Source organism: Limnobaculum allomyrinae (assembly GCF_016649425.1).
Classification (GTDB): domain Bacteria; phylum Pseudomonadota; class Gammaproteobacteria; order Enterobacterales; family Enterobacteriaceae; genus Limnobaculum; species Limnobaculum allomyrinae.
This window is the reverse complement of the sequence record NZ_JADRCR010000002.1, coordinates 226,661-240,310: the sequence shown is the minus strand read 5'-3', so window position 1 is coordinate 240,310 and position 13,650 is coordinate 226,661. Positions and strand designations below refer to the sequence as shown.

General features: G+C 48.9%; 10 protein-coding genes and 2 pseudogenes. 7 read left to right on the top strand and 5 right to left on the bottom strand.

Annotation, left to right across the window (positions count from 1 at the left end; genetic code table 11):
• Nucleotides 1–489: 489 nt before the first annotated feature.
• From I2494_RS05325 to I2494_RS05300, 6 genes are all read left to right on the top strand, one after another.
• Entirely contained in the window at nt 490–1,785 is a 1,296-nt protein-coding gene (locus tag I2494_RS05325; RefSeq protein ID WP_228350851.1) for a YaaW family protein, read from the top strand.
• Nucleotides 1,786–1,794: 9 nt separating this feature from the next.
• On the top strand, nt 1,795–3,381 hold the full coding sequence (locus tag I2494_RS05320; RefSeq protein ID WP_218466072.1) for an aminoacyltransferase: 1,587 nt from the start codon (nt 1,795–1,797) through the stop codon (nt 3,379–3,381).
• Nucleotides 3,382–3,500: 119 nt separating this feature from the next.
• Nucleotides 3,501–4,529, top strand: coding sequence for a radical SAM protein (locus I2494_RS05315; protein ID WP_218466071.1), 1,029 nt, complete (start codon nt 3,501–3,503; stop codon nt 4,527–4,529).
• Nucleotides 4,526–5,371 carry a histidinol-phosphatase gene (locus I2494_RS05310; RefSeq protein ID WP_218466070.1) on the top strand — a complete coding sequence of 282 codons (846 nt, stop codon included), beginning with the start codon at nt 4,526–4,528 and terminating at the stop codon, nt 5,369–5,371. The genes I2494_RS05315 and I2494_RS05310 overlap by 4 nt, the downstream gene beginning before the upstream one ends.
• Before the next feature lie 11 nt (nt 5,372–5,382).
• The gene (locus tag I2494_RS05305) at nt 5,383–6,513 is read left to right on the top strand and encodes a phosphoribosyltransferase family protein (protein ID WP_218466069.1); all 1,131 of its coding nucleotides are present in this window, start codon (nt 5,383–5,385) and stop codon (nt 6,511–6,513) included.
• A complete protein-coding gene (locus tag I2494_RS05300) occupies nt 6,510–7,301 on the top strand; it encodes a capsular polysaccharide synthesis protein (RefSeq protein WP_218466068.1) in 792 nt (263 codons plus the stop codon). Before I2494_RS05305 ends, I2494_RS05300 begins: the two co-directional genes overlap by 4 nt.
• Here the strand turns inward: I2494_RS05300 and I2494_RS05295 are convergent.
• The 4 genes and pseudogenes from I2494_RS05295 to I2494_RS05280 all read right to left on the bottom strand — a co-directional run bounded on the left by I2494_RS05295 (nt 7,256) and on the right by I2494_RS05280 (nt 11,888).
• Nucleotides 7,256–8,785, bottom strand: coding sequence for a glycosyltransferase family 9 protein (locus I2494_RS05295; RefSeq protein WP_228350850.1), 1,530 nt, complete (start codon nt 8,783–8,785; stop codon nt 7,256–7,258). The two genes, I2494_RS05300 and I2494_RS05295, sit on opposite strands and share 46 nt — an antisense overlap.
• A 214-nt stretch (nt 8,786–8,999) precedes the next feature.
• Nucleotides 9,000–9,086: pseudogene (locus I2494_RS20670) on the bottom strand (hypothetical protein); the annotation flags it as partial.
• 261 nt (nt 9,087–9,347) lie between these two features.
• Nucleotides 9,348–9,629 carry a hypothetical protein gene (locus I2494_RS05285; RefSeq protein WP_218466066.1) on the bottom strand — a complete coding sequence of 94 codons (282 nt, stop codon included), beginning with the start codon at nt 9,627–9,629 and terminating at the stop codon, nt 9,348–9,350.
• Nucleotides 9,630–11,888 (bottom strand): RHS repeat-associated core domain-containing protein, encoded by a 2,259-nt coding sequence (locus I2494_RS05280; protein ID WP_218466065.1) that lies wholly within the window; start codon nt 11,886–11,888, stop codon nt 9,630–9,632.
• Between the two features lie 205 nt (nt 11,889–12,093).
• Between I2494_RS05280 and I2494_RS05275 the strand changes: the two genes are divergently transcribed.
• Complete coding sequence (locus I2494_RS05275) at nt 12,094–12,402, top strand: hypothetical protein (protein ID WP_218466064.1); 309 nt, start codon at nt 12,094–12,096, stop codon at nt 12,400–12,402.
• Nucleotides 12,403–12,830: 428 nt separating this feature from the next.
• Here the strand turns inward: I2494_RS05275 and I2494_RS05270 are convergent.
• Nucleotides 12,831–13,628, bottom strand: a pseudogene (locus tag I2494_RS05270) (type I restriction endonuclease subunit R); the annotation flags it as partial.
• Nucleotides 13,629–13,650: the final 22 nt, after the last annotated feature.

Here is a 13,650-nt window from a genome sequence, read left to right as displayed (position 1 = left end):
CCTTCCGGCATACTCACTCTACCTCGGGTGCTTGGTGTAGAAACGTTGCAAAGGATAAAGATAGACAACTATAGGCTTCGGCAGCCATCTTTCACACAAGTGATTGAAACGTTCCCAAGTCATGTTGTGACGTTGACTTCTCCGTCTCAATGAATTCAGCCACAGTCGCTTCACTTCCTCCACAAATTGACCTATCGTTCTGTGATTAAAGGGCACTCCGTAATAGTTTATATGACCCTGACGAAGAGCACCGGCACAGTGACATACGGGTGAAGACCGGGAGTTACTGGTCAGGGGGACAGGGTGTATCAGGCGGCAAGAGCTGCAAATCCCGAACGCTGGTCACGGCAGACGCGAAACTGGCAATGGTAGGATAGTGTGACGCTGAATCCAGAGCGGGAAAAACAGGCTGCATAAATTAATCCGGGGCGACAACTTTATTAACACTTACCGAGTTTAGCGCCACGGTTATCGACAGCCCGATGCTTGATGGCTTTCTTGCCACCTTTGGCAGCACCATTAGCAACATTAAACGCAAAACAAACAATGTCAGTACAGAACAGGAAAACAATGATGAGTAATGGAGATCGTCAACTGCTGCCAGTATTAAGCAACGCATCGGATAGCGAATTGGCCCCGCTGGTGGAATACATCACGAAGGCGTTCAGCAGCGGCATTGAGAGTAAAGCGCGTTACAAAACCCATTTCCCGGCACACAGTCAGTATGCCGATCTGATTGCCCACGAGCTGTGCGAATTTGGCGGAAATACCGCCGTAAATCTGTTTCGCGGCGGTGGCCCGGAGTGGAAAATCGTGGTGATCGATGTGGCGGACAAGCTTGACGCGACGTACGAGAAGGACTGGGGCGTTGATCGTCTCGAACTGGCTGTGCTGGCGGCTATTACTCGCAAGGCTTGGTCGGATATGGACCAAGCTCAACGCAAAAATCTGCTTGAAAAAATGGATCTTACTCAGGGTAGTACGATGCTTTTCCCAGAAGCGAAATTAATGACGCAGTTGCAGTCTAGCCGCTTCTCAAGCTTGCTCTTGGCATCGCTAATTGCCAACGTCTTTGCCAGCCAACTGCTCGGACGGACGGTGGTGATGTCCGCAGCCTCGTTTGTGGCTGCGCGAGGGGCTGCTTCTTTCCTGGGGCCGATTGGCTGGGTGATTACTGGGCTATGGACCGCCCTAGACCTAACGGGACCAGCGTTTCGCGTTACGATCCCTGCTGTGGTTCAGGTAGCACTACTTCGCCAACGGATTCATGCTACGGCGGAAACCGATAAAGTTTGGTTGGAGTATCATCGCTGGCAGGATGAGAAAGATGCTGACAGCTGGGTGGCGAACATGTTTCGTATGGTAGGACTCTCTACTGCAGCCAGTGTAAGGCGTGAGCGCAATATGGCGTTTGAGCAGGGAGTGATGGCCGGGCAACAGCAGGCAACGGAAGAGTATGCAGATCAGGTCCTCAAAAAAATGGATGAAGTTCAACGTTTTGAAAAACGTTGTGAGGCAATGCTGGCTGTTGCCTTTGCTTGTGCTAAAGAACAGGGCATCGCGCCGTCTGACGTGCGCAGCGATATCGAAACCTGCTGCTTGGGGATGATGAGCGGGCATCTTTCCTCGATATTACAAGCCACAATTAATCGTCTTATTGCTAATCCGCCTGATATCCACACTGCGCTTGAACAAGCGTTAGAGTTAGGTATTCAGGAAACTGAGGCTGCTGAGCTAATGGCGGTGCTTCGTGAGGCATTTAGCCAGCGTGCAGGTGCGTATTAAGGGGATATTATGGACAGAAAAACACTTTTATTGCGTCTGAACCAGCAGCGTCAGCGACAGACAAGCGAGCTCATACCATCACCAACAAAAGAGGTCGTTACCGCATCCGATGTCAATGCTTGCCAGGCACATCAGCAAGTTCGGCAGTATCAACAGAAGTGGCGCACGGAACAAACCACATTGATGCTGGCTGAGTGCCGACAGCGTCTTCTGCATAGCATTATTGGTCCGTTTGGGCTGGGGAGCATTGTCTCTGCGTGGGACAAGGTGGGGGGGAATGTCGATACCATTCATAATGTTCGCTCCGGGGTGTATGCCACGGAAGAGGAGCAAGTGCGTGATGAAAGCCGCGGTAAGTACAACAGTGATCCATACCATAAGCACGGCAACTACAAGAAGACCAACGCCGAAAACAGTAAAAAACAGGATGCAGGCGAAGCAGTGGATGCCTATACCGGACAGGCACTGAGCAGGAATACCGATGCGGAGCAGGATCACCTTATTTCTGCCTCCTCTATCCATAACGACCCTGCGGTTTGGCTGGCGGAAGCCAATGGTGCGGATCTGGCGAACAACAAAACCAATCTGCATCAGACGCACCACTCGATCAATGAATCGAAGTTGCAAAAGAGTGCAGAGGAGTACATCGCTTGGTTGAACAAAAACCGCGCCGATCGCGATTCCAAAATTGCCCGGTTGGAAGAGAAAGCCAAAAATGAGCCTCTGAGCAAAAAAGATCAGAATGCACTGGAGAAGTACAAACAGCAGAACGCCGTCGATCAGGAAAAATTGCGCGAGCTGGATGAAGTGGCGCGCAAGCAGTATGAAAGCAGTCTTCGTTGGGGCTACTACGGTAGTGCGAAATTCGGTGCATATTTACTGAAAACCAGCGCTGTCGAAGCGGGGAAAATGGGCCTACAGCAGGCGATTGGCTTGGTGTTGACGGATTTTGTCGACGGCCTGTTGTTGGAAGTTCACGACAGCTGGCATAACGGGTTTTGTGATGGGGTGGACCAGGAGCATGTCTGGGAGACATTAAAAATCCGTGCTGGGCGGGTGGCAAAGAGCTGTCTCGATAACTGGCGCAACGTGCTAACGGCGTTTCGTGACGGGGCCATCAGCGGGATCATTAGTAACTTGATGACAACGCTGATAAATACTTTCTTCACCACCGCCCGCAACCTGGTGCGAATGATCCGTGAAGGTTTTTTTTCGCTGTTCCGCGCAGCCAAAACCGTACTGATGCGACCAGAGGGTACAAGCCGTGCCGAAGCACTAGATGCAGGGCTGAAGATTGCCGTCAGCGGCGCATTCGTCATTGGTGGCGTACTGCTTGAAGAGTACCTCAGCAAAACTCTCGGTGCGCTGTTTACCGTTCTGCCCGGTGGGCTGATCACTACCCTAGTGGCTGTGCTGACGGGGTGCGTCACCGGCCTTGGTACCGTATTAACGGTCTATATGCTCGATCGATTAGATCTGTTTGGTGCGCAGCACCAGCAGGAAGACAATGCAGTACTAACGATGTTACAGGACGGCAGGGCGCAGGCCGATGCGCGTTTGCAGGCTCTGTTGGGATCGGACCCGGAACCTGTCTAAATACATCAAAGGCCCCGAGGAGATATACGCAGAGAATTGGTCTTTAAAACATGCACTGCAAAAGAGTTCCATTTGTATCAAATTGAATTTTTTTTCGAAAATATGGTGGAATATTATATATGGATTTACATGGTCATTTGCTTTATGTGGATATCACCCAGATCTGCGGCATCGGCTGTGCGTTCTGCATGTATGCGGATAAGCACGTAACGGGTAAGAGTATGGTGCTGTCAACGCAGGCACGTGACAACCTGTCGGCGCTCATTAATGATCCATCCGTAAAGCGTATTTCCGTGAGTGGCGAAGGTGAACCGCTCAATAACATTCATACCTTTTATGAATTACTGGCGTTGTCCCGAGGGGGCAACAGCTTTGAGTTTATTACCAGCGGTTTTTTTCGCCATGAGAAGATGGAAAAGATTTTTGATGAGATCAATCGTCTTGTCTCCGCCAATGGTGATACCTGTAATATTCGCCTCAGTTCCGATAGTCATCATATTGAAAAAGTAAAATGGCGTGCACATGGATTCAGCCTGGATTATGCTCAGCGCAAAAAACCGTCATCGCTCAGTTTTTCATTTCGCTCAATTGATATCGATCGGGCCTTCACTCGCGAATATCTGGTGAGTGAACTGGCCTCATGGGGAATTAACGCCAGCATAAAGCCAGTCAGCGTACTGGAAGACAAATTATTGATAGGTGCGGACACTTTTAACATCGACTACAAAAATCTGGTTCATCCGGCAAGAGATACGCCGGAAGGTTATCTGGACTTGCAGGGATATATTGCCGCGATTGAGTCCAAAGTGAATAAACCATTTACCTTTGGCAGCCTGAACCGTGCGCCCCTGCTCAATGGCATAGACGTGACGATCAAACCCAACGGCGATGTGTTTCTGTACGGTATTGAGACCGAGCGTGTGGCGAATATCCATTTTGATGCGATCGACTGGCATCATCTGGCGAGCCATGTGCGGGAAAATCCCTTGCTGCGCGCGTTATATACCCAGCCGTTAACCGAACTGCTGGCGCGGCTGGAAAACACCCCGCAGCTTCGAGCGGTCATCGCGACCGCCAATAATCCTTACTGGCTGGTCAAAGAGATGGCGAAGCATTCCGGATTGCTTGAACAATGGAAGGCCGCATGATTGATTCACACTGCCACTCGTTCTACTCGAAACATGCTGTAGGCACCATCGACGAGCTTGTTTGTGCCTCGATTGCGGCGGGGGTGACGGTACTCACCATCACCGATCATGCTCCGTTCCCGGTGGATGCGCAGAACCGTTTACTGGAATCGGAACTGGAGCGCTATTTCGCCGATATTGATAAGGCGCAGCAGACCTATAAAGGCGAGATCATGCTGCTAAGCGGTCTGGAACTGGATTATATGCCGGGTACTGAGCGTTATAACCGGCAATTACTTGCCCGCTATCCGATGGATTTTGTCATCGGTTCAATTCACTACGTCACTGTTGCCGATGAGCCGATGGTGAAGGTCTGGGAACTGCCCCTGTTAGCGGCAGCCTCCTTTCTGGACAAGTATTTTGCTCAGCTTGAAGCACTGCTGGAAAGCCAGTTATTTGATGCAGTTGGGCACGCTGACACGCTGCTGCGCGCGATCCCAGAGGATGTGTTTTTGCGTCGCTTTGAACCGCTGATTGCGCCGCTCGTACGTAGTGGTATCGCATATGAGCTGAATGCTTCGGGTCTGCGTAAATCCAGCCTAGATCCGACGACGAATAAAGAGATAACTGGAAGATGGTCTTATCCCTCCCGCGCTTTGCTGGCGAAATTACTGGAAAACGATGTGCCAATAACCATCGGGTCCGATGCTCACGATCCGCGAGATGCCGGAGCGGGGATCGCCGAGTTGGTGGATGCACTTAGGCCATTAGGGCTTCAATCCATCAGCTATTATCAGCAGCGTCAACGCATTGATGTTCTGCTGGATGATCTTCAATTTCACACTGTGCCAGCGTCTCGCTAAGGATCTTCACCATGAATGGACTAAAAACCCCGCATTCACTTGCGTGGAACACGTTGCATAACGAACCACTCGCAATCCAGTTGGCAATGTTTCGCCAGGCCAGTGCACAGATCAATGCCCAGGATGTTAAATCCGGTTTTCGCGCGTTCGCGACCGATTTGCTGGCGCGCGGTATGATCGATATGTCCGAATACGTCGCGATTTTTGGCGGTACGGCGCTGCATTATCTGACGCCGCATGCGACTGGATCATTTTGTGATATGCACACTGGCGCTGACGCGACAACATTGGCGGGTATTTATAGCCGGGCGAAATATGGCGGAGTGAGCGAGATACGCTATCTGGCGCGGTGCGTTATCGACTACCTTGCCGCAGAACTGGATGACACCACCTCCTCATGGTCAGGGTTGTTTTGCCAGGCCAAAGCGGAGGGGGAGAGTGTTGTGATGATGACTACGGGCTGGCGTAATGTGCCTTCCACGGCCAATGTGCTCTACGATATCGTCGTTGAGGAAATTAATCTCACGTTGGCACATAAGGGATTGCCCACCATTATTAACGTTAAACTGCCCAGGATTGCGCCGCCGTGTGAAAATTACGCCAGCCTTAGCCAAGCCGAGCGAGATCGGGTCAATCTTGCGCAGGATCATGTGATCCCAGCGGAGAATTTTTACCGCTGGAGCGGCGTGCATGTCATTTTTGGCGATGACGTGCTGGTGACTGGGGCAACGGCGGACAAAGTGTTGTATGAATCGCTATATAACGGCGCCAGGTCGTTTCGTGCCATTTACCCTGTGGCGCTCGATCCCCGGGTGGCTTTAACCGATGCGTCGGTGGAGGATCGGCTGAACAGCGTGAGCGTGAAGCAGCATCTGGATGAAAATGTCGCGCAACTGCTCTCTGCTCCGGGCTATCAGCCTATTCTGCGTGCGTTGCGTCTGTTATTTGGCGAAGACAACCGGGATAGTTTACCGGCTTTCCTGCCAAATGTACCGGTGCTGACCTGGCTTAATCTGTATAAATCAGCGTTAAATAATGAGTTTTTGACTCAGCCTACATGCGCGCCATCACTGGTGATGCTCAGAACATATCTGATGCAAAATGGACTGTTGTGTGCGAAAGGTAAGGTGCTGGTGAAATGACATCCGATACTATCCATTACGTCAGTTACTGGGAAAACGCACCGGGTCAGACCATGCCGGCTTATGTTGCCCTGGCACTGGTTTCTATGCGCAGAGCTCTGGGCGATCGTTTTCTTCTGCTTACGCCGCGAACGGTAAGTGAGCATATCGATGCTGATATCATGAATAAAGCCTGGGCCTTTGAACCGCTGAATTTTACGCTGACGAACGGCATTGAAGCTATTGTGGCGAAAAGCGATTTCATTCGCATGGCGTTTGTACATCGCTGGGGCGGGGCATGGTTGGATGCGGATACGTTGCTGTTTAGGGATCCGACTGTTGAGTTATTTCCGACAGGGCTGAGCCATAAATTGCACTGGAATAGCGAGTGTCTTTTCGCGTCCCTGCCGGGAAACCCCATACTTGCGCAAGCCTTAGCTATAGGTCTTGCGAGCGAGAATCACGCTTGGGGTAATCCTGGGAGCATCAAAAATATCATTGCCCAGGCTGCCGATGCTGCCATCCCGATTAGCGGGAAGGTCATCGATCCCGGACACCGTCCACTTTACAATTTTGCTGGTTGCGAGGTCATGCGTCGCACCGATATTGCCGTCGGGGCGTTTTTGATTAACGACGTGGCCATTCTCAAACTTTACAACACCTATTTCCGGCGTACCGAAGCCCGGAGAGAAACCGTGGCTGAATTCCTGGCCGGGGGCTCGCTGCTGGCAAAACTGTTTTTGCATATTGAGGCGAATGCGGATTACTGGGTTGATGAAAGTGACAAATTGATAGCCTCCGTAGCCTGAGTACCGCGTTCGCCCAGTACGATAGCCTCAGCGGGTAAGTGGAGTCGACAGTGCGAGGCGCCATTGAGGTTAATGCGCGGTGCTATCGCTTCGTGAATGGTCGGCGTCCGGCGGTGTGGCGAGCCGTGGGCAACATACAGCCACGCGGGGATGCGTTCAGGTAAATGGCTGAATTCAAGTTCAATGCGCAGTAGATCGAATATCTCGGTGGTACGTCCGCTTGGGGTCCAGGCCAGCGGTGCGGTACGGTGATCGGGCCGCACGACTACAACAGGAACGCTGAATTCAAGGTTAATCGTCCCAGCATAACAGCTTGCAACTTCAGGAAATTTTTCACAGATTAAGGGCAGTTGTCGCACCAGCGTACCCGTCGCTACCCCTAACCCGGGGATGATTCTGGCGTTAAGCGACATGCTGTTTTTCGCTTCTGCTGGCAGCGTTAAGAGAGCCTGCAATGCGTTCATCAATGACGTTAGCGAAAAAGCATCCATATTTTTTTTGCCCGTACGGCGGAGTGTGTCTGGCTGTTGCTCGCTGTAGATCACCTGTGTAAAAGGTGCTCGAGGCGGCAGCCATGGGTTGTGTTGGCCTGCAATCAACGGGTAGATCGCCACCAGCTTCGCCTTCAGGCCGACAGCCATATGCACAATAGCTGTATCCACACTCACAACCACTAGGGCACGACAAATATATCCTGCAACCTTTTCGGGCGTTAGCCCATCGCGCAAGACTGCCACATTATCGCGTGCAACTGCGTTTTCCAGATGCTGTGCGCTGGGCAGCGTTGTAGGGCTGCAAAGAATTCCCACGGAATAGCCGGGAAACTCGTCGGCGATAGCCTGTAGAGCTGCAGTTGCACGGGAAGGTGACAGCCCCTTGTCTTTTCGGCTAGCATAAGGATTAAAAAGGATTTGAGGGGAAAGTGCTGCAGGCGGGAGTTCGGCAGGCAAAGGCACAATGTACTGAGTGTCGATCAATTTCGCGCCCAGATCCTGCAGAATATACTGGTACTGCTCCACGATATTGAGCGTTTTCGCAGCGAAACCCATCTTACGATTCACACAGCGCAGCGAATCATCAAGGGAATAGAGACTCGCCGGGCGGAGTAACCGCATAAAAACGATTTCAGCAGGTTGCAGTCGTCCGACCAGATGAACAACGACATCGACATTACTTAGCCGGTTCACCAATCTGCGTAGCTCACAAAGCCTTGGATGCGGATTCGTAACGATGACTTCATCCACACCGAAGGTGTTGGTATGCATTTTCGCTAACTCGTTAACCGTAAGTACAGTCAATCGGGCATTGAGCTTACGTGATTCACGAAAAAAGAAAGAAGATACGATGGTGTCGCCCAATTTTGCATCCCAGCGAAGCAGAAGAATATGCAGTTTTTCGCTGGGGGGGGTCGTGGGCAGAGGTTTGTCCGCCAGCAGGCGAAATATCAGCCTGGAAACCGCTTTGCGTAAAATCTGTAAACTCAACAATGTGCTCACCAGTTATTTTCTCATAGGGCTGATCCCCACCATACGGTTTTTTCGGCGTGATGCGGTGTATTCTAATTAGCTTCAAACTCTGTCTTGCCGTCAATTGGGAAGCGCAATAGCAAGCGAGGTGAGCTGAGATTCGGTCAAAGCCATTATTAACAGGACGGAACAGACCGGTTTATACCGACCAAGGAACACAAACGCACCTAAATCAATGTTGTTCAATGCTGAGTGCGCGCCTGATGAACGACTGATCCACGTACCCAATCGATCGACTCCAAACGTACTGGGTATGGCGACTATCTGACTGTCGGTAAAACGTGATTTTTTCATAGTGAATCTCCTTCGTTTAGATTACGAGAAAATTCCACTTATGAATACTCCGGTTTTTCGGGGGGATTACCCCATGATACCTCAAAGAGTAAAATTAAATTTTTCGTTAAGAGAATCCGAATGAGAATAAATATACTTACTTATTAATTAGTTAACACCAACAGCAGATCTTTTTAACCATAAAAGTCACTTTAGCTAAAGACATCTTAGGTGTGGGTGGATAACGTTATAATATAAGCTTTAAGTAAGCATGCGCGTTAAGAAATGACTCTTGTTCTTTATCACCTATAATCGAATTAGACTCAGCCGGTATTTTTGTTCTTGATATTTTCACTCCACAGTTACAAGAGTTACACCAAATTATTTTCCATCCAACGTCATCGCCTTTAAACCCAAAATACTGATAAGACAATCCTTTCGAACCACATGCAGGGCAGTGTGATGATGAGTATAAACTATCATGTTTGGGTAAATACTTTATCCACTCCAGATATGTTAACTTTTTCATTTAGTTATACCTTTCCAATTTTCCCGTCTTATTACTCTGATAATATTTCCAGAAGCTATCCTCGATACCGTGAGCAGCATTTTCATTTAATCTAAGCTCTGTATTCATCCTTAGAGCATCGTCAGCATAAGCATTTGGGTGCTTATATAATTGTATTTGCATCGTATGAGTTCTTTCATGACCTAAAGTTTTTATTAATTGTTCAACATTAGTAAAAGCATCAGGGTATAAATCAATTGAACCATCAGGGTGAGTATAACCGTATAGATCTTTTCCTTTTAATTCTGGATCCCTGATTATTCTCACCTTAACACCATCAAGCCCTATACCGCCCTCGTGTGCGGCTTGTTCAACATAGCGTATTTGCATCGGAACCTTAAGATCTGAAAACTCTCCGGTATTACTTGTTCTACGATATAAACCCGGAAGACCGTCATCTGCTACATTAAACAATCCTAGGGGATCTGCACAATTAACTGGATTTCCATCAACATATTGATAATGATTCAACCCACCCGCCAACCCAATCGGATCCTGCGTCAAATACCGCCCCAGCGCCGGATCATAATACCGATTTAAATTGTAATGAAGTCCGGTTTCTTCATCGGCATACTGCCCCTGAAACCTTAAGTTAGTCTCCACTCTCAGCGCGCGCTCTTCCTGCTGATGCTGAGTTTCGGTTTGAAGTTGGCCGTAGGCATTATAGGTACAGCTATAAACTAATGCCCCTAAGCTGTCGGTCAGGCTATGCGGCGTACCTAGGTGGTCATTTTGATACCAAAAGGTTTTGGTTTTCTGATTCTTTTTGGCATTTCCTTCCACTAATACCAGTGGGCGGAAGGTGCCGGGTTCATACAGGTAGCTGCGCCAGATAGTGTCGTTGTCTGAGCATTCAGCAATCAACTTACTGCCCTGCCAGATAAACTCGGTAGTCTTACCCTCCACCGTTTTGCTAGTCCGACGGTTAAACGCATCGTAGGTATAGGTCGATACCCGACCGTTCGGTGAAACATGCTTAATCAGCCGGTGGCGGCAGTCATATTCATAAGTGGTCAACAGCTTATGCGCCGTACCTCTACGCTCAGCAATTAGATTACCAAACCGGTCATATTCAAAGTGACGGTCACCAAAGAACGCTAAACGGTTACCGGTGGCACTGTTATAGTCAGAGACGCGGTTACCCGCCTCATCGTATTTAAAGGTCTCGATATGGTGGGCGTGGTGATGGTCTTGGTTGGCCTCAGGGTAACCCGCCGAGGTCAGTTGACCAACCTCATCGTAGCGATAGTCTCGGGCGTTATGACCAACAATTTTCGCCAGCTCTCCGTCAGACTGATACTGGTAATCCTGTTGCCACAGGGTCTGAGGGTTATCCTCAAAGCCCATGCCTTCACGCAGGAAATGCTGCGATAAACGGCCCATGTCATCATACTGATAACGGTTAATCAGCCCATTACCCTGCCGACGCTCTCGCTCCCGGCCGCTGTTATTGTAATCAAACGCGGCTAACGGCTGGTTATCCAGCGTCATGCCCCGAAGCTGCCCCTCAATATACCGATACTCCAACCGTTGACCACCCGGCAGACCGTGCATTATCAGCTCGCCGGTCAGGGCATCATAACGATAGCGTTGGGTGGCGATATTGGTGTGCTCTGCCGTCAGCTGACCTAACTGGTTATATTCCCATGCCAGCACGTTGTCTTGGCTGTCGGTGACTTTGGTCAGTTGGCCGTAGCGGTCGTAATGATAATGCTCTTCACTTCCATCTGGCAGCACTCGCTTGATTAATCGCCCAACGGTATCTCGTTGGTAAACCGTGACAAACGGCGCTTCATCGTGCTGGTCGCCATATTCTTCTTTTTCCGTCAGCTTGCCGTCGGCGTTATAGCGATAGGCGGTTTTGACATTATCAAAGCCGATTTCCTCGCTGAGTAAGCCGGTTGGCGTATAGTTCAGTCGGTAAACTTCGCCTTTCTGATTTTCAATTTCACTGACCTGAAGGTGGTCATTATCGTAGCGGTACTTTAGCGCGTTACCATCGGGCTGAATTTTCTTAGTCAGCAGGTGTAAGGGAGAAGCATATTCATAAGTGGTAACGTTGCCAGCTTCGTCCTTCAGCCAGGTCACTTTACCGTAAGCATTATAGCGGTAGGCCCGCACGGTGCCGTTCGAAAAGTGCACCTCGTTGACCCGGCCCATCTCATCGTAGCGATAACCGGTGGCATGACCCGCACCATTCTCAACACGTATCACGCGCATCAGGTCATCGTAGGCATACCTATGGTCACCCCTACCGTTTTATGGTCATGGCGGTGTTACTGCTGGCCCATTACACCTGCCCGAATGTCTGGAAAATCACGTCTGATGTCAGTTGCACTGAATGGCAAGGTGTTGCCGATTGGCTGCAGTCAGAACTGACAATTGTGATAGCGCTTCCCACCGAAATATTTACAGGAGTACAACCATGAATCTGATAGCCCGCTTACTATCGCTGAAGTCACTGGAGAATGTTGATTTGATACACACCGTTCGAGTGGATGAGTCGGCGTTTAACGATTTAACTATGTTGGGTAGCGAAGGTATTTTTTACCCAGAGACGCAAAGCTCTGCTGATGCGGAGTATGTAATACTGGATCTTGAATTTATCCGTGACCACCAACTCGATTTTGATAAACCTGCTTTTACTGAATGGTGCCAGACGCACTTATCTCTGAGCATGGCCAAGTTGCAACCTCTATCATATCTGTTTGTAGTAGGAACTAGCGAAGTCTAAAACAGCGTCTTACAAACTAATTAATCATTAGTTGTAGCCAACGCATACCGTTTGCTGAAAGAGGATGGCTATAGTAAATTGAACACCATTCCGGTATTCAAAATTATCTAATCAAATCTCATAAAAACAATTGCGGGTACAAATACGGGTACATTTATTAACGCATGGATTAATTAAATTTAATATCAATAAGTTAAATTAATGTACGAGTCCGGCCTCAGCACCATTAGAATGACAGTTAAAGACGCTTAAGGGCGTCTTTTTTTGTGGGTTCTCATCGTTTTTTGTAAACACATCTCGGTTTTTATGAAGAAATGGGTTCGCCTCAGATTTATTCATACCTAACTTTTTGCAATTTGCTTTCCCTTCTAACTCAACGTTTCTAGCAATATATTCGATATAGCCTCCAACACATCTTCACCTCCCTGTTATCTTTCCACCATTCTTTGCATACTCTGCGTCCAGGATGCTTTAAATGCAGTATCGCCTGCGAACAACTTATACAGTTCTAGCTCATCCTTACGCCGTTGTAGCATGATTTCTTTGAGCATTTTCTCAAAAGCTAAATCTCTATTATGAGGGTCAGGGTTATTTTTGTACTTAGACTCAAAATCCGGGTGATTACGAATACTCTCAGCAATGTTTACAAACTTAACTTTTTGCTCTTCAGGTGTGGCACTCCATCCCTGAAACCACCGCTCATTGAAGGTACGGATTATTTCGTCTAATGGGTTCATTTCATTTCCACTGCTATGTGCGCCACGTGGGTTTGGGTTTTGCGGATCAAGCTCAGCATCTTGATCGCTCAACTTAATTGTGTGGTTGAGTTTCACACGCTGCAACCCATAGGAACTCAAATCAACAGAGTCTAAAAGCTCATCAATGGCATCCGCATCAGGGTCTTCAACTTTCAGCTTAGGTATGAGGAATTTCAAGAACCAGAACAGTTTCTCCCAGGTCACCATTTCATAGGGCATGATAGAGGCCATTTGCCCGTAGATTTTCACAAATTGTTTAGCTTTGATTTTGAAGTCTACTTTGTCTTCAGGTTCAAGCTCTAGCCCATCGTTAAAGCGATCCGCTGCAATATCGATTATCGGACTGAGCGTTTGTGCATCTTCGTTCTGAAAGTAACGAGCTACAAAGTCTTCAATCTCATGCCACTCATAAACACCCACATCGTCCATTTCGTCTTTTAACTCATGCAGCACGTTAATATCAGTGGCTTAACGACTTCTCAATGGCGAC